Below are 17,617 nucleotides of genomic sequence, written 5' to 3'. Positions count from 1 at the left end.
TATCTTTTAATGGGAATCGGCATCTTGCCCACTAATAATCTCTTTCAGTTTTTCTTTAGCTCTTTTCAGCTTTACCCGTGTATTCACTTCGGTAATTCCCAGCTGAAGAGCAATCTCTTTTCCCGAAAACCCTTCTAAAAAGAAAAAGATTAGGGCTTTATCTATGGGGCTCAACTGATGGATGGCTTCATACATCCGCTTCATATTCACATCATCCGTATCATTATAAGGTTCCTGCCGGGCACTCATCCCATCTACATTCTGATTCTGTATAAAACTACGTTTTTTTTCACTTCGCAGGAAAACAATTGCTGTGTTAAGCGCAGTTCTGTAAAGCCATGTAGAGAAATCACTTCTCTTTTGAAAATCAGCGTATGATTTCCAGGCCTGGTAAATGATCTCCTGATAGAGGTCATTCTGATCGTCCTTATTATCCATATACATTTTAGAGATCTTGAAAACAACCCCTTTGTGTTTTTCAATTTTCTCTAAAAATTCTTTTTCCGGTGAAGACATGATTTACACACTGATCCTTAGATGATATTTCTAAAAAACATCATCTTATTATAACACAAAACTCTAATTTCCGGCATTAAGTTAAAAAAATCCTCAATAAACACATTAATTTATTGAGGATTTTTATTTTATGTTAAATCAATTGCAATCAGAAAATATAATCGGTACTTAAAAAGTTAGAATCATGTTCTCTGACGATAGTATTCAGTAACTCTTTGTTAGAATCTGTAAGTTTTGCTGCTACCAAAGACCTGATAGAGAACGAACGGAGTGCATCAAAAACAGAAAGTGTTCCTTCCGCACTGTCTTTTCTTCCGGTAAAAGGAAAAACATCCGGACCTCGCTGTGCCTGACAGTTGATGTTGACACGGCTTACAAGATTAACAAACGGATCAATCAGTCTTGCTACTTCATGGGGATCTTCACTGAAAATACTCACCTGCATCCCATGGGAAGCATTCACCTGATAGTCTATAGGTTCTTCTATATCTTCAAAGGGAACAACAGGAATCACAGGGCCAAACTGCTCCTCATGATACAGTTTCATATCACTGTTTACGGGATATACTACTGCCGGAAAAACAAAAGATTCATCTGTATAACCTCCATCTTTATTCAGAACTGCAGCTCCTTTTTGTAAAGCATCATCAATACATTCTTTTAAATAAGAAGGTTTGTTCACTTCCGGAAGTGGTGTTACTTTAACGTCTTTTTCCCACGGCAGCCCAGCCTTCAACGCAGAAACGGCGGCAGTTAATTTCTCAGTAAATTCCAAGGCCACTTCTTTCTGAACAAATATCAGCTTTAATGCCGTACAACGTTGTCCATTGAAAGAAAGCGCTCCTAAAATACACTCACTCACCGCTACATCCAGATTGGCATTTTTGGTCACAATGGCTGCATTTTTCGCATCCAAACTCAAAATAGCTCTTAAACGATTCACTTTCGGATGGAGTTTTTTCAGTCCGTTAGCCACTTTACTTGAACCGATAAAAGCCAGCACATTCACTTTTCCGCTCTCCATGATCGGTGTGATGATTTCTGATCCTTTTCCGTATAAGGTATTCACCGTTCCTTTCGGGAATGCTTCTTTGAAAGCATTTAATAAAGGATAATGAGCCAATACTCCATGTTTTGGAAGTTTAAAAAGAATGGTATTTCCCATGATCAGAGCCGGAATCAATGTGGTAAAAATTTCATTCAGAGGATAATTAAATGGTCCCATACTTAAAACCACTCCAAGTGGTGCTCTTCTGATCTGAGCGATAGTCCCCTCAGCCTGTTGAAAACGAGATGATTCTCTGTCGAGATCTTTTAGTGCATCAATGGTCTGATTGATATAATCTACAGTACGGTCAAATTCCTTGGTAGAATCTGCCAGCGTTTTTCCGATCTCCCACATCAGCAGCTTAATGATCAAATCTCTCTGCTGAATCATCAGGTATACGAATTTCTGCATGCATTTGATACGTCCTTCCACAGACATTGTCGGCCATTCGCCAAGTCCATTATCATAGGCTTTTACACAGGCTTCAAGAACTTCCATAGCCTCGTTTGGACCAATATTCGGAATACTTCCCAGAAGCTTTCTTTCCAATCCGTTTTCTGTGGGGATGCATACCGGAGAATAGATTTCGGTAACATCGCCGTTCCACTCTACCAGTTCGCCATTCAAAAGATAAGTTCTCTGATGAATGACCGGAACTTTATATTCTTCCGGAATTTCGTTTTCTGCTTTAAAAATGTGATGAAATGATGCTGTATTTTCTGAACTCATAAATCTTTCTATTTTTTTATGTGATAAGATTGAAATTGTCTCAAAATTTAAATAATTTAACTCATGTCATTCTGACGAAGGAAGAATCTTTATTGATTTTTATATGAGATTCTTCATTACATTTTATTTCATTCAGAATGACACCTTGAAACTACTACATTTTATAATATAAAGGTAGAGGTAAAATATTTTGTAAAAAATAATCTGACAATAGATTCGATCTATTTGAATTAAAATTAATCTTAGCTCCTGAAAAAAGAATAATTTAGCTAAAAATAAAATTTCATGTTTTCAAAATTAGTTTGCGGTACACTGCTATTCTTTTCTGCAGTGGGCTTTGCTCAAAAATCTAAAGCGATCAATACTGTTTTAATGGGGGGAAAAGAAGTTCACACCTATGCTAAATTGCCGGCTCTGAATAAGCCCGCTCCTAAATTTACCCTTACAGATATCAATATGAATGATCAGACGCTGGATTCCTACAAAGGAAGATATGTTATTCTGAATATCTTCCCAAGTGTAGATACCGGAGTATGCTCTGCATCTGTACATCATTTCAATGAAGAGGCTGGAAACCTTCCCAATACAGTAGTACTTTGCATTTCTAAAGATTTACCGTTTGCCCAGAAAAGATTCTGTGGTGCTGAAGGGATCAACAATGTGGTCATGCTTTCAGACTTCCGTTCAGATTTTGGATGGAACTATGGGGTGGAACTGGTAGATTCTGCAATGAAAGGACTTCTGAGCAGAGCCGTTGTGGTAATAGATCCTTCAGGAAAAGTCATTTATGAAGAGCAGGTGGCTGATATTTCACAAGAACCCAATTATGAAGCAGCTATTGCCGCTGTAAAATAGTAAGCTTTTGCTTTAAAATAATAGGCTCCGGCGATCTTCGATCGCCGGAGCCTCTGTTTATAATAGCCTTCTGTATGCATCACAAAAGTACCCAAACGGGTAATTTCAATTTAATCCAATGCACTGTACTTTTAATCTATTAAAAAACACTTACAATGGCAACAACAGAATTTTCAAAAAAGTTATCAAACATTGCCCTAGGGCAATATAAAGAGTACAGAAATATGGATGAAGGGGATGCAAAACTAAGCGTACAGATCAAAAAATACTGGACGGATCTGAGTGAGACTTTCGAAAGCGTAGAAGTACCATGGTCTGCCGTATTTGTTTCCTGGTGTGTAAAAAAAGCGGGTGCTACCAAAACCGAGTTCCGGTTTGCAGTGTCCCACTCAAAATTTGTTCACTTTGCTATTCAGAATACAATAAGTGGCAAAGGAGTATTCCGGGCGAGAAAAATCACAGAATACCGACCTAAGATCGGCGATATTGTTCACAATAACAGAAGTGGCAACAAATTCGATTATGCGTATGCCCAAGCTCATAATTCTTATGAATCGCATTCTGCAATTGTAATAGAAACGGGAGAAGATGATGAGGGTCATTATCTTATTACCGTTGGCGGAAATGAGGGAGACTCTATCAGACAGAAAGAAGTAAGACTTGATCATAATGGTCTTATTATACAAAGATCTTCCAATCCTTTCATCTCCATCATTGAAAATTTAAAATAGCACCATTAAAAACAAAAACCATGGAATTTAAAAATTTACCTTCAGGGATCAGCCAGCCTACCGCCAATAAAATTGCAGAAGTCATCAGTACTTTTGAAAACGGAAAACGTTCCGGAGGCTATGATGCCTATGTCGCTTACAGAGATAAAAGATTAAACGATAATTACTACAGACAGATCACCTATGGAAGGTTTCAGACCACGGAGTTCGGAAATCTTAAAAAGCTGATCGAAATGTATATAGAAGCAAACGGGACTTATGCAGACTTTTTCAAAAGCTATGTCAATGAAATAGGTAAAATAGAGGGAGGCATTCCCGTGTCCCTTTATCAGAATGAAGAATTTGTAGAAACGTTGAAAAAAGCAGGTCAAAACGACCCGATCATGCACACGGTACAGGAAGCTTTTTTTGATTTGAGGTATTTCCAGCCAGCCTTAAACTGGTTCAAGTCAAATGGCTTTACTCTTCCCTTATCTCTGCTTGTCATCTTTGACAGTTATATCCATAGTGGAAGCATCCGAGAATCACTTCGTAAAAAGTTTCCGGAATATCCACCCAATATGGGAGGTGATGAAAAACGATGGATCACCCAATACACAGCTGCAAGACATGCCTGGCTTTCTAATTATGAAACCAAAGAAGTAAGAGCGTCTGCCTACAGAACCCAAACTTTTAAGAACTTAATTGTTGATGACAACTGGAAACTTGAAAAGCCCTTTAAAACCCAGGGAGTTCAGTTTTAAAAATAAAATTAATAACCACAAAACCTGCTTATTGCAGGTTTTTATATGACTGCTTTATAAGCTTCTACTTATTTTTGGTAGTAATCAGAACTACTCCATCTTTAGCCTTTTTACCATACCGATCTACAGCGGCTTCACCAGAAAGAGTACTGAAGCTTTTAATATCTTTCGGGTTCAATGCTTTCATTTTCTCAAATGAACTTGTTTTACCATTGATTACAATCAAAGGTTTAGCTGCAGGTTGTGATAATCGAGCTCCCATTCTGACAGGCTTTTCACGCACCACAGGCTTCCCTATAACTCCACTCACAGCTACTTCGCCCTTTATCGTCTGAGATTTTGTATCCTGTCCATTGACTGTATTCACGATACTGCCTGCCATCAAAAGTCCTAATGCAAATGTTCCGGCTATTGAAAAATTCAGATTTTTTCCCAACTGATCTTCCCGAAATCTTCCACATATATTTTCCTCCAAATTGAAACGGGCTACTAATTCTTCATCTGAAAAACCAGTAAAATCATGAACAGTCTTTGAACAAACCGCACAAAATTTACCTTTTTCTTCAGGCGTCATTGCATTCCAGTTTTCATGACAGGGCTTGGGTATGGTAATTTTCATAATGCTCTTTTATTATAAAGATGCAGTGATGGTAAAAAAGGTTGGAAAGAGTTCTGAAATTTTCTAACATTTTAAATTTTGTTGAAAAATTGTTTACATAGTCTTCCTACGCGCTCACCTTGTCATTCCGCAGGAATCTAAACTCTTATTTTTTTCATCAATCCAAAAGCTTTCACTGCATAGATTCCTATGGAATGACAAAGAGGACGCTAAAATGTTTTCCGATAATTGTGCGAGTAAGATTGATCCTTTAAAAACACATTAAAATATACACCATGTTTGTCATTCAGAGCGAAACGAAGTGAAGCGTGGAATCTAAAACTACTTGATAAAGCAGAGATTTCTAAGGAATGACAGACTTTGTGGATAATCTAAGCGCTCATTTTATCTTTCCGAAGGAAACTAAACTCTTATTTTTTTCATCAGTCTAAACGCTTCCACTGCATAGATTCCTGTAGAATAACAATAAGAACGTAAAAAGTTCGCCAATGGCTAAGAAATCGTACTTCCTCACAATTTCTGATAAAAAGAAATATTTTTTTTCGGGTAAAATTTTGCATATTTGTAGAAAATACGGGTCATGCAAAAAGAAAAACTACGCAACGTAAGAAAGAGAAAAGGCATCACACAACAGCAGGTTGCTGACATCATCGCCACAGATGTATCCAACTACAGCAGAAAAGAAAGTGGAGATGTAGCCATAAGAAAGGAAGAATGGGAAAAAATTGCCCGTTTCCTGGAAGTTCCTGTAGAGGAAATCTTTGAAGAAGAGGAGGCCAAGCAAATCTATAATTTTGATAACATCACTGAAAGTAGTGGATTCGGAAATAATATAAATGGTAATCTTTATTGTAATGTACCCGAATTCCTTCTGGAAAACCAAAGAGACTATATAGAACACCTGAAGAAGGAAAATGAAAGGTTGCAGGAAGAAATAAAGGCTCTTAAAAATAAATAAACCATTAAGAAGATTGAAAGTATTAAGAATATTAAGCATCACGCTTTATAAAACATCTATGATGTTTCCCCTTAACTAAACTTCAAAACTTAAAAATCCTTAATGGTTCAAAAAAAATAAAACTCAGCTGTATGCTGAGTTTTTTTTATGTTGCAGTTAGAAAACGCCAAGATTAAACTAAATTTTCACCCTCGCGTTTTTCCAACAAAACACTTATTTCTGTGGTGTGGTATCATCACCTTCTTTCTTCCCGAACGAAGAGTTTTTGGCAGCCTTCACCAACTCATTGGTATCACTGTACAGCAATTCCCAGCCTGGAACCGACTTCATTGCTGTGAGAAGATTCATATAAGTTTTCAATGTTTTCTCCAGGTCTTTACGGATGGCACTCGCACTCGTCATCTGACGAAGATCGGCATTGGCTCCTGCCTGCTCTGCAAACACTATTTCAAAAGCATCCTGCTTAGCTTTTATCTCTGCAAATGCTGCGTCCAGAGAAAGAAGTGTAATCTTCTGTTTGTTATCTGTCGTTTCTAATTCTTCTATAAGCTTTTTCATCTGAGCCGTTTGTGAAGAGTAACTCAGCCTATCCAGGTTCAGCCCAAAAGTTTTGAATACTCCGTAGAGATCCTCTGCCAACTGATAGTTGGCTGCAGAAGGCAGTTTACGATATCCATTCAGGAAAGATTTCAGATTGGTATAGGCAATATCTCTTTCATGATCGGCGGTAGCCACATCTTTTCCTTTTCCGCTGTAGATCTGCTTTGTATATACCTTATCGTATTCCGTATAGGAAGACACCAAAGCTCCTACAAGAGGATGATTGTCGATAACAGGATATTTTCCGGATTGGGCATTAGAAAGAATTCTCTGAGCTAAAGTCGCAAGATCTTTAGTGCTCAGCTGTGTGAGGGCAATTTTCATTTTTTTGTGTTTTTTGGATTAATAAATTAACACTCAAATATAGAAAAAAGTTGTTGGGTTACAAATATACTTGCAACAAACCTCCAAAAGCGTTAGAAGGTTTCCCCCGACTTGCTGGAGACTTCTAAAGTTCTTGGGAGGTTTCAAACATACTTGTTTTTAATAAACTGAGGGCTTGGGAGGAGTGTTTTAGTATTATTTTAGACTACCAGAGGTGTCGGGTGATAAAAAAACAGGGTTGTTGAGATGTTGGGAGTTTTTAGCTACGGGAAACCGTAATTATTAATAGGTGTATTTTTCTATATTCGGTTGTTAATTTATTAAAAAACAATATAAAGTAACAAATACTAAATTACTATGAAAAAAAACTATAGATTAATTCCTGATTTTATCAGGACTAAATTAAACAATTTACAAGAAAACGAAATTGTTGTTGCTACAATAAAGAAAATGACGAAAGAACAAATTGAACAACATCCAGTAATTTCTAAAATCGTCACTTTTAATCCTGAAATACAAATTCAAGAATATTATGAACCTGAAACAACCGCTGGTTCTTATAGTAAGAAAAATATAACCGGATATAGAATAAAATATCCAGAAAGACCTAGAGTTAGAAAAACCTATTACGCAGGTGAGCGTCCTATTTTTGGAGATTATTCAAGAGGAACATTCTCTCTATATATAACAAGATTAATCATTCCTTATGATGAAATAGCACCACGAAATATATTTATTCATACAACACTTTTAGAAGAAAATATCGAAAATAATATACCTTTCTATACACTAAAATTTCAGACAACTCCCGTTCTTCTAAAGACAAATGAACCCGAAATACTATTTAACATTAATATTTTACAAGAAAACATAGGTTCAATAAATGTGTTCCCGAGTGATACAACTATTGAACAATTCTTAAACTCTTTAATCTTAAATTGGGAGATTTTCCCTCCAGGAACTCTAGATGATAATTTAAGAACTGCAATTAGAGGTTTAAGAAACTTAACACCAGAAAGAACTTCCGAAATAAGAGATAGCTTAGCATTTTTACAGAGTTTGGATCCACAAGACATTATAGTCGGAACATCTGGTATGAGTAGATATATTGGGGCTAAGTTCTCAGAAAATCTAGTTGTATTTGAAAATTCTAACTATGGAAATGCTGTTTATATATTATTTGAAAATTGGAGAGAATTAAGTCAACTATCACGGCTTCAAATACAAGTAAGGCCTAGTGACCAATATTATAGAGTTGCACATACAAGGAATTGGCAAGATAAAGTTAGAGCAGTTGTAAATGCAAAAAGAAACTTATAATCTTCATTTTAAAATCATTATCAAATAAATTACACACAGACAAACTTCTGAGATTCAGGATTTGTTGGAAAGCCTTGCTTTTTTTGAGAGAAAATATGAAATATGTCCATCAGCTGTTTTGGGATCTCAGATATTTAATCTCTGTTGAGATTCCTACGGAATGACAAAGAGGACGCTAAAAAGTTTTCCGATAATTGTGCGAGTAAGATTGATCCTTTAAAAACACATTAAAATATACACCATGTTTGTCATTCAGAGCGAAACGAAGTGAAGCGTGGAATCTAAAACTACTTGAGAAAGCAGAGATTCCTACGGAATGACACACTTTGTGGATAATGTAAGCGCTCCTTTTGTCTTTCCGAAGGAATCTTAAACTCTTATTGTAACAAGAAACAAAAAACCTGCTTTACAGCAGGTTTTCTTTATATCTAAAATATTTTACAGTAAATTTTCATCTACCAGATTCGGAAGGGTTACTTTCAGATTCGGTTCTACTTCCATTGCTCTTTTAATCGCAAAAATAGCGCCTTCATTTCTTGCCCAGCTTCTTCTTGAAATTCCGTTGTTTACGTCCCAGAAAAGCATAGATTTCAATCTTCTGTCTGCATCATCACTTCCGTCAAGAAGCATTCCGAAACCACCATTGATCACTTCACCCCAGCCAACTCCACCACCATTGTGAATGGAAACCCAGGTAGCCCCACGGAAACTGTCACCAATCACATTATGAATGGCCATATCCGCTGTAAATCTTGATCCGTCATAGATATTTGAAGTTTCTCTGTAAGGAGAATCTGTTCCTGAAACATCATGATGGTCTCTTCCTAACACCACAGGCCCGATTTCTCCGTTTCTAATGGCTTTATTGAAGGCCTCTGCAATTTTCATTCTTCCTTCAGCATCTGCATAAAGAATTCTTGCCTGTGAACCTACCACCAGTTTATTTTCCTGTGCTCCCTTGATCCACTGAATATTATCTTTCATCTGTTGCCGAATTTCTTCAGGAGAATTTTTAACCATTTCTTCTAATACTGCACATGCAATATCATCTGTTTTCTGCAGATCTTCAGGATTTCCGCTGGAACATACCCAACGGAAAGGTCCAAACCCATAATCGAAACACATAGGTCCCATAATGTCCTGAACATAACTCGGATATTTGAATTCTCTGCCCAATGTCGGATTTTCTGCCATTACATCAGCTCCTGCTCTGGAAGCTTCTAATAGAAAGGCATTTCCATAATCGAAGAAATACGTTCCTTTTGCTGTATGTTTATTGATAGCTGCCGCATGTCTTCTCAATGTTTCCTGAACTTTTTCTTTGAATAATTCAGGGTTTTCTGCCATCATTGTATTAGATTCTTCAAAGCTTTGTCCTGCAGGATAGTAACCACCAGCCCATGGATTGTGAAGGGATGTCTGATCTGATCCGATGTCGATTCTTAAATCTTCCTGATCGAATTTTTCCCAAACCTCAACAATGTTTCCAAGGTAAGCCAAAGAAACGGTTTCTTTATTCGCCTGTGCTTCTCTTACTCTTTTTACCAAAGCATCAAGGTCTTCATGGATTTCATTCACCCATTTCTGATCATGACGGATCTTTGTGATCTTCGGGTTTACTTCGGCACATACGGTAACACAGCCCGCAATATTACCTGCTTTTGGCTGAGCTCCACTCATTCCGCCTAATCCTGAAGTTACAAAAAGACCTCCTTTCGACTCTTTTTTAATTTTTCTGAATGCATTTAACACCGTAATCGTTGTTCCATGAACAATTCCCTGTGGACCAATATACATATAACTTCCCGCAGTCATCTGCCCGTATTGGGTAACGCCTAGTGCGTTGAACTTCTCCCAGTCATCCGGCTTTGAATAATTCGGGATCATCATTCCATTGGTTACAACCACTCTTGGTGCATCTTTATGAGACGGGAATAGTCCCATCGGATGCCCTGAATACATCACCAACGTCTGTTCATTACTCATTTCCGACAGATATTTCATTGTCAGCAGATACTGAGCCCAGTTTGAGAATACAGCTCCATTTCCACCATAGGTAATCAATTCATGAGGATGTTGTGCTACGGCATAATCCAGGTTGTTCTGAATCATCAACATAATCGCTTTAGCCTGCTCAGATTTTCCGGGATAGTCTGTGATAGGCCTTGCTTTCATTTCATAATCCGGACGGAAACGATACATATAAATCCTTCCGTAATCTTCCAGTTCCTGCTTAAATTCAGAAATCAGTTCTGCATGAAACTGAGGATCAAAATAACGTAGTGCATTCTTCAATGCCAGTTTTTTCTCTTCTTCTCCTAAAATTTCTTTACGCTTCGGAGCATGGTTGATATTGGTTTCGTATGGTTTTGGTTGTGGCAGCTGATTAGGAATCCCCTGCTGTATCTGTTCTTGGAATGTCATATTGCTATTTAAAGATCTATGTTTTAAACAATGTTTGAAGTTTTAAAGATATTCAAAATAGAAAATATAGGCAAGAGGGGAAGGGAAGAATGGTTTAGGGTTTAGGGTTTAGGGTTTAGGGTTTAGGGTTTAGGGTTTAGGGAAAGTTATGAAAGTTGTAAACCAGCCATCATTTGATATTAAATACTATATTTGAATAAATGCACCTGAATTCCCCTCCCTCGGAGGGGTGGATTTCAAAGTTAACAACTTTGAAAGACGGGATGGTAAAAACACAACAATGAAAGAAACCCTCACCATCATCAACGGAATTCCGATCCGCAGGAATTTTGTTGAGAATCTACCCTACAACAGCTATTTAAAAGTATTATTAAAAGAAAAACGTAAAGCCCGGATCTTAGGTGAAGTACTATTTTGGAAGAAAGTTCGTGCAAAAAAAATTTCATACCATTGATTTTGACCGACAAAGAATTATTGGCAATTATATTGTTGATTTTTATGTGAAAAACCTGGGACTCATCGTTGAGATTGACGGGTCGAGCCATGATGAGAAACAAATTTATGATAGATTCAGAGAAGAATATCTTGAGTCATTAGGACTATGGGTTTTCAGAACTACTGATTTTGATGTGAGGAATAATTTGGATGTGGTGATGAAGGAGTTGGAAGAATTTATCATTCTGCACTATGGAACCACCCCGTCTTCAAAAATTCTTTAAATTTTTGAATCCACCCCTCCAAGGGAGGGGAATTGCCCTTACCCATATTAGTTGTTATTTCACATAAAAAAACCTTACTGAAATTCAGTAAGGTTTTATGTACAGTATTGGGTAAGAATACTTTTAGTTTTATTTTTTTATAAATTTTTCAACAACATTTTCTTTGTTTCCCTTTAAATGGATATAATATACACCTGCAGGAAGATGAGAAACATCAATCGTTGATTTTAATTCGGCTGAACTGATAATTACTCTCCCTAAATTATCTATAATTTGATATTGATTCAATCCTTCTGTTTTTACATTCAGAATACCTGTTGTCGGATTAGGATAGATAGAGTTTTTCTTGCCGGTTTTCTCTTCTCGGGTATTCAAAGTTGTTTGAGGAATAAGTCTGACAAGTCCTCTCACGGGTTGACCATCAAATTCCCTGAACTCACCGCCTACAAGAAAACCATTTCCCTGTCTCTTAATTGAAGATACATCATCTGAATAATTATTAGGATATGGCGTTACAAAACCGGTTCCGATATCAAAAGTATTATCTATGGTTCCATTGGGATTATGCCTTACAAGTCCTTTAAAATTGAAAAGCTCTGTAAAAGCAGTAAAAAATTTCCCATTATTTTCAAATTCAAATGGTTGTTCCCGGGTAGTCATTCCATCATCATAAGATTGTATAGTAAATGAATTATCCAATGTTCCATCTTCATTAAAGCGCATCAGTTTATGGCCAAAAATCAGATTAGAAATAGCATAGATTTTTCCATCCGGTGCAGGATACATGTCATTAATATTTGGCTGAGATGTTATTGTTGTAAAGGTTCCGTCTATTTGTCCATTGGATAATAGTCTGGCCATTACATTTTTAGATAAACTACTGTCATACCCCGTTAATAAAATCTTGTCATTAGGCAGCAATTTAAGTCTGCCAAGCAAACTGTAAGGCTCTGCATAATCTATAGTGGTATCTATATTTCCGGCCTGGTCCAGAACTACGAATTTATTATCAATAGGAACCGATACATTATTTTTAACATAATAAAACATTCCGGGAACTAGTATTTTACCATCATTAAACAGAATAAAGTTCTTAAATTTTAATGATCCATATAATCCCCGATCATTGCCTACCAAACTAAAAAATGTAGGATCTAAACTTCCGTCATAATTCAACCTTACAACTCCTCCTCCATTTTCACCTCCGTTTATCGTTCCTTCTGTTCCCAGTAATATTTTACCATTGGATAAAAATTTAATATCAGCGGGTTCCTGAGACGAATGAAATAATAAGGGTGATGGCACTTTAAAATCGTTATCAACACTTCCGTCAGGATTTAGACGCACAATTCTATCACTGGGCTTTCCGTTGTAAGCATAAAAATTACCCGTCACAATAATCTTCCCGTCCGGCTGCATAAATATTTTATTGGGAGCAGTGTCAAAACCTTTACAAATATTTTGAAAAGTAGAAATTCTATCTCCGGCTAAAGAAGAAAACATCACAATATTCCCGGCCACGTCTTCATTATAATATTTCATAGAACCGGTAGCAATAACATTTCCGCTTGAATGAAAACTAAGATTATTAACATAGTCTGAAAATGAATATCCATTCACCAGACGTGTTACTTTTCCTTGAAAAGTAGGATCCAGTGAGCCATCATCATTTAAACGCATAATTCCCGGCGCAGACTGCCCGCCATACGATTTAAAACTTCCGCCTACCAGTGCTTTTCCATCGGGCTGTAAAAGGATTGAATAAACCCCGTCAGCACCAGTTCCTGAAGGATAATTCTGATAAAAGCTTTTAACTACAAACCCCAGATCTCTTGTTCCATCTGCATTCAGTCTCATTAAAAACTGGTTATTTCCGCCAAAAATAAATTTCCCACCAATATAAATTTTACCATCATTTCTCACAGCAACCGTTTTAATTCCCACTCCACTAAAATTGGAATAATCAGGTTGTGTAAATGAAGGATCAGCAGATCCGTTTACATTATGTCTTAAAATACGATTGAAATAGTACGTTGTAATAATTTTACCATCTGGCTGAAGTTCAAAATTACTGACATCAGAATCATATCCTGTAAAATCAAAATCAAATGATGAATCTACAGATCCGTTTGTATTCAATTTTAAAATATATTTCTTGGTTGCTCCATTATAAGTTATGAAATTCCCACCAAGCAGAATCTTATCTCCGGCAAGCACTGCTACTTTGTTTACAGAAGGATTATCGGTAAATTGAGGAAATGAAAAGTTTCCAATATTGAAAGCAGAATCTTTAGTTCCGTTCGCATTAAGCCTTACAATAAACTTGGAAGCTATATTGTTATGTAAAGTAAACCCTCCCGCTACAAGAATTTTACCGTCACTCTGCAACGCTACACTTTTCACAAACCTGTTAAAAACAGCTGTGGTAAAAGTGGGATCTATAGAATTATCAGGATTGATCCTTACCATATTGTAAATATCACCTCCCGGAACAGGTATGAATGTTTTGTATACAACAAGAATTTTCCCGTCTGGCTGGGAAATACTAAATTCAATTTGCCCTTTGCCATCAACAAAATACTTATTGGTTTGAAAAGCCGCATTAAAATCAGGGTCTTTTATATACTTATTCTGAGAATAAAGATTAGAAAAAATAACACTTAGAAAAGAAACCAGTAGTACTCTGGTGTAGAAACTCATCATCATAAAGTTTAATATTAGTTTTCGGCAAAAATACTCATATTAATTGACATGATTCACCCCAGCAATTCAAACATTTACCCAAGGACAAGTTTCTGGTTAACAAAAAACCTTACTGAAATTCAGCAAGGCTTAGTCTGTTATTATCAAATGTTAGGTTAAAACATCATCATTTTCTTCTTCATGGTCATCTTCATTATCGCTGAGACTCCAATAATTATTTTCTTCATCTTCCTCTCCTATTTCTTCCATTTTATCATCATCTTCTGCTCCGGGAATATCTAATCCTTTATCAATTTTATCATCGTCAAAATCTTCATCCAAAATAGGATTTCCGTCTCCATCGAGCGAAATGTGTTTTTCTCTCTTAAATATATCTTCGTTCGGGTTATAATCCATCTGTTCTAACCTTTTATTCTGTTCATTAATATTTTTCTCTGGTGCCATACTATTTAAGATTTTAGGTTTATATATTCAGAACAAAAATAATTCCAAGTTATGATAAATGATCAGAATAAACGTCAGGATTTGCACAATGTGGCATTTTTTCATTTTTCGAAAATGCGATGATATTTCCTGCAGCAAGTCTTGCCATCCCATTTCGGGCTTCAACCGTAGCAGATCCGATGTGCGGAAGAATACAGACACTGGAAAGTCCAAGAATAGGATCATCTGCTGACATAGGTTCCGGATTGGTAACATCCAGGCCTGCACCCCAGATTTTCTTATCAACAAGCGCCTGATACAGATCTTTTTGGTTGTGAAACCCTCCTCTGGCTGTGTTGATAAAGATCGCATTCTGTTTCATCTGTTCAAATATGGACTCATTGAATAGCTCTTTATGCTCAGGGGTAAAGTTGGCATGAACACTCAGCACATCTGATTTCTGAATCAGTTCATCAAAAGAGACATAGGTTGCGCCTAATTCCTTTTCTGCTTCTTTATTGGTGTGGCGGTTGTGATAAATAATGTTCATTCCAAAAGCTTTTTTTGACTTTTCGGCCATTTCATAACCAATACGCCCCAAACCAAAAATCCCCAGTGTTTTTCCGTACAATTCCTGTCCTAAAGCATGTAAAGGATCAAATGCTCCCCAGTTATCCTCTTTCACTTTCTGGAAATTGTAGCTTGCCCTTCTTGCCACAGCCTGCATCAGTAAAAATGCAACATCTGAAGTTGCTCTGCTCAAAACATCCGGAGTATTTCCTATCGGAATATTCCTTTGAGTAGCTTCCTTAATGTCTACATGGTCAAATCCTACAGAATACAGAGCGAGGGCTTTGATATTGGGACAGGCATCAAAAAAATTCTTATCATATCTGAAGTCTCCGCCTACATTTAGGAGGGCATCTGCATTTTTACAGTAGCTCATCCATTCTTCGTAAGAAAGGTTTTCTTTTTCCGGAAATAGTATTTCCAGTCCTGCTTCTTCCAGCATTTTAATTCCTGTTTCAGGAATTCTTTTATTGATAAAAACTTTCATTGTACTATTGTTTAATGATTTTTAAATAAAAAAACCTCACTCGCAAAAAGTAAGGTTATTGAACTTTAATATTAAAAAAAATTATTTCTTTTCATCTGAATGTTCTATTCAAGATCTAGTGTATTTTCTGTGATGGTAATTTTATCCTGAGGGTTTTAATTCCATCAATTTTCATTCCGAAATGGAGTTAAAAAGATTTTAATTTTGATTAAATCCAAAGGAATTTTATTTTTGAAAAGAGGCTCTCTAAAAATCAAACTATCTGGATTTTACCGTTCTGACCGAGGAAGAATCTTATTGACTAAACTGTATGAGATTCTTCATTACATTGCATTTCATTCAGAATGATACACTCTTTAGAGATAGGTTGCTATTGATTGGTATTACCCAGCATCGGAACAAATTTATACGCCCCAAATTCTTCTTTTTCAAATTCTGTTGGGCCTACTTTGGTAAATCGGTATAAAACCTGTTCATTTGTCGGGCCTAAGGGAATTACCATGATTCCTCCTACGTTCAGTTGTTTTAAAAGTTCCGTAGGTAATGTGGAAGCACCACAGGTTACGATAATTTTATCAAAGGGAGCGAAAGTAGGAAGTCCGGCAAAGCCATCTCCAAAGCTCTGGAATTTTGGAAACAGATGAAGTTCTCTGAGTTTCTTTTTAGAAAAATCAAAAAGGTCTTTCTGTCTTTCTACTGTGTAAACATGAGCTTTCATCGTCATTAGAATGGCAGTCTGGTATCCGCATCCTGTTCCGATTTCCAATACTTTTTCGCCTGGCTTTACCTTCAGCAGTTCAGACTGTTCCGCTACCGTGGAGGGATGGGAAATCGTCTGATGCGCCAGAATCGGGAAAGCCCGGTCTTCATAGGCAAAATCTTCAAAAATACTTTCGATAAAAAGGTGTCTCGGAACTTCACTCATTGCCGAAAGTACATTTTCATCCGAAATTCCAATTCTGTTTCGAAGATAATCGACTAAAATCTTTCTTTTTCCTTTATGTACAAACGAATCCTGCATTTGGCAAAAGTAATAAATTAGAAATTAGATTTCAGAAATTGAAGCAAAGAATTATCCACAAAAATAAAGCAATCAAAAAATGACTGCTTTATTTTTATCTCTTAATTCCACTTTATCGGATAAGGTCCGTAAAAATCGCTGAAAGTATTATCAGCACATCTTTTTCTCACAAAAAAGTTATAGCTCACTGTTTTACTTAATCCTACATAAATTGCTTTTTGACCTGCAATCGCCAATTCTCCACTTGCCGGTGGCACAGAACTGGTCGTTAAGACCGTTTCATAGGCAGAAACCCCATCATTTTCCCAGGATACTGTAGCTTCAAAAATAGAAGAATTTAAAGAAGAGGTTGTTTTTGAGTACATTGCATACCCTGGTTTTATACAAGTTGTGGTATTGCTGGCCAAAACGGTAACAGGTCCTGCCCAGTCGCTTCGTCCATTGCCTATCCCACAATTTTTTCTCACATACAGATCATATTTATTATCTTTATAAAGAGGGAGATTATAGGAATTCTTATAGGTGACAACTGTAGTTCCCTTTCCTAAAGAAAAACCCTGTTCCCCGTACTGTATTTCATAATATCCTTCGCCCTGACTAATAAAGCTCCATGAAAGCAGGTTAGTTCCTTTTTCAAATATCAGGTTCGTTGGAGTTCCACATTTAGCCTGCGGATCATACGGGCTATCTCCTATACATCCTGCAGTACATAATCCAAAGAAGAGTAAAATCGAAATTATTCTTTTCATCGTTATTTTTCTGACCGTGAATTTACTGTAATTTCCTTAATGAATAAACGTGTTCCATCTTGAATATCTCCAAGTGAA

At 36.6% G+C, this 17,617-nt stretch carries 17 protein-coding genes; 7 read left to right on the top strand and 10 right to left on the bottom strand.

Annotated features, from left to right (window positions below; genetic code table 11):
* Positions 1 to 6: 6 nt before the first annotated feature.
* On the bottom strand, positions 7 to 516 hold the full coding sequence (locus ODR02_RS21475; protein ID WP_309513511.1) for an RNA polymerase sigma factor: 510 nt from the start codon (positions 514 to 516) through the stop codon (positions 7 to 9).
* A gap of 148 nt (positions 517 to 664) precedes the next feature.
* Positions 665 to 2,293, bottom strand: a complete 1,629-nt coding sequence (locus ODR02_RS21470; protein WP_309513510.1) for an NADP-dependent glyceraldehyde-3-phosphate dehydrogenase — start codon at positions 2,291 to 2,293, stop codon at positions 665 to 667.
* A 285-nt stretch (positions 2,294 to 2,578) separates the two neighbouring features.
* Between ODR02_RS21470 and tpx the strand changes: the two genes are divergently transcribed.
* The 3 genes from tpx (at position 2,579) to ODR02_RS21455 (ending at position 4,622) form a co-directional block, all read left to right on the top strand.
* Complete coding sequence (tpx, locus tag ODR02_RS21465) at positions 2,579 to 3,148, top strand: thiol peroxidase (RefSeq protein ID WP_309513509.1); 570 nt, start codon at positions 2,579 to 2,581, stop codon at positions 3,146 to 3,148.
* Positions 3,149 to 3,303: 155 nt separating this feature from the next.
* Positions 3,304 to 3,879, top strand: coding sequence for a DUF2272 domain-containing protein (locus ODR02_RS21460; RefSeq protein WP_309513508.1), 576 nt, complete (start codon positions 3,304 to 3,306; stop codon positions 3,877 to 3,879).
* Between the two features lie 20 nt (positions 3,880 to 3,899).
* Entirely contained in the window at positions 3,900 to 4,622 is a 723-nt protein-coding gene (locus ODR02_RS21455; protein WP_209783980.1) for a chitosanase, read from the top strand.
* Positions 4,623 to 4,686: 64 nt separating this feature from the next.
* Here the strand turns inward: ODR02_RS21455 and ODR02_RS21450 are convergent, their stop codons facing one another.
* A complete protein-coding gene (locus tag ODR02_RS21450) occupies positions 4,687 to 5,241 on the bottom strand; it encodes a hypothetical protein (RefSeq protein WP_309513507.1) in 555 nt (184 codons plus the stop codon).
* Between the two features lie 580 nt (positions 5,242 to 5,821).
* On the opposite strand from ODR02_RS21450, the gene ODR02_RS21445 reads away from it, so the two are divergent.
* On the top strand, positions 5,822 to 6,199 hold the full coding sequence (locus ODR02_RS21445) for a helix-turn-helix domain-containing protein (RefSeq protein ID WP_309513506.1): 378 nt from the start codon (positions 5,822 to 5,824) through the stop codon (positions 6,197 to 6,199).
* Positions 6,200 to 6,412: 213 nt separating this feature from the next.
* Here the strand turns inward: ODR02_RS21445 and ODR02_RS21440 are convergent, their stop codons facing one another.
* A complete protein-coding gene (locus ODR02_RS21440; RefSeq protein WP_309513505.1) occupies positions 6,413 to 7,123 on the bottom strand; it encodes a DUF6261 family protein in 711 nt (236 codons plus the stop codon).
* A 357-nt stretch (positions 7,124 to 7,480) separates the two neighbouring features.
* Here ODR02_RS21440 and ODR02_RS21435 point away from each other — a divergent pair, with 357 nt between their 5' ends.
* Complete coding sequence (locus ODR02_RS21435) at positions 7,481 to 8,443, top strand: hypothetical protein (protein ID WP_309513504.1); 963 nt, start codon at positions 7,481 to 7,483, stop codon at positions 8,441 to 8,443.
* A 438-nt stretch (positions 8,444 to 8,881) separates the two neighbouring features.
* Here the strand turns inward: ODR02_RS21435 and ODR02_RS21430 are convergent, their stop codons facing one another.
* Complete coding sequence (locus tag ODR02_RS21430) at positions 8,882 to 10,867, bottom strand: urocanate hydratase (protein WP_309513503.1); 1,986 nt, start codon at positions 10,865 to 10,867, stop codon at positions 8,882 to 8,884.
* 280 nt (positions 10,868 to 11,147) lie between these two features.
* Here ODR02_RS21430 and ODR02_RS21425 point away from each other — a divergent pair, with 280 nt between their 5' ends.
* Both ODR02_RS21425 and ODR02_RS21420 read left to right on the top strand, forming a co-directional pair.
* Entirely contained in the window at positions 11,148 to 11,321 is a 174-nt protein-coding gene (locus tag ODR02_RS21425; protein WP_309513502.1) for a hypothetical protein, read from the top strand.
* Positions 11,296 to 11,586, top strand: coding sequence for an endonuclease domain-containing protein (locus ODR02_RS21420; protein WP_309513501.1), 291 nt, complete (start codon positions 11,296 to 11,298; stop codon positions 11,584 to 11,586). The genes ODR02_RS21425 and ODR02_RS21420 overlap by 26 nt, the downstream gene beginning before the upstream one ends.
* A 129-nt stretch (positions 11,587 to 11,715) precedes the next feature.
* On the opposite strand, the gene ODR02_RS21415 is transcribed toward ODR02_RS21420, so the two are convergent.
* The 5 genes from ODR02_RS21415 to ODR02_RS21395 form a co-directional block, all read right to left on the bottom strand.
* Positions 11,716 to 14,292 carry a T9SS type A sorting domain-containing protein gene (locus ODR02_RS21415; protein WP_309513500.1) on the bottom strand — a complete coding sequence of 859 codons (2,577 nt, stop codon included), beginning with the start codon at positions 14,290 to 14,292 and terminating at the stop codon, positions 11,716 to 11,718.
* Positions 14,293 to 14,439: 147 nt separating this feature from the next.
* Positions 14,440 to 14,733, bottom strand: coding sequence for a hypothetical protein (locus tag ODR02_RS21410; protein WP_209783976.1), 294 nt, complete (start codon positions 14,731 to 14,733; stop codon positions 14,440 to 14,442).
* A gap of 49 nt (positions 14,734 to 14,782) precedes the next feature.
* On the bottom strand, positions 14,783 to 15,769 hold the full coding sequence (locus ODR02_RS21405) for a 2-hydroxyacid dehydrogenase (RefSeq protein ID WP_309513499.1): 987 nt from the start codon (positions 15,767 to 15,769) through the stop codon (positions 14,783 to 14,785).
* A gap of 370 nt (positions 15,770 to 16,139) precedes the next feature.
* Positions 16,140 to 16,790 carry a protein-L-isoaspartate(D-aspartate) O-methyltransferase gene (locus tag ODR02_RS21400; RefSeq protein WP_105680636.1) on the bottom strand — a complete coding sequence of 217 codons (651 nt, stop codon included), beginning with the start codon at positions 16,788 to 16,790 and terminating at the stop codon, positions 16,140 to 16,142.
* 101 nt (positions 16,791 to 16,891) lie between these two features.
* Positions 16,892 to 17,539, bottom strand: a complete 648-nt coding sequence (locus tag ODR02_RS21395; RefSeq protein ID WP_309513498.1) for a hypothetical protein — start codon at positions 17,537 to 17,539, stop codon at positions 16,892 to 16,894.
* Positions 17,540 to 17,617 lie beyond the last annotated feature (78 nt).

This window comes from Chryseobacterium sp. CFS2 (assembly GCF_036543225.1).
In the GTDB taxonomy this organism is placed as follows: Bacteria; Bacteroidota; Bacteroidia; order Flavobacteriales; family Weeksellaceae; genus Chryseobacterium; species Chryseobacterium culicis_A.
The sequence above is the reverse complement of the archived record's forward strand: the minus strand, read 5'-3'. Positions and strand labels throughout refer to the sequence as shown.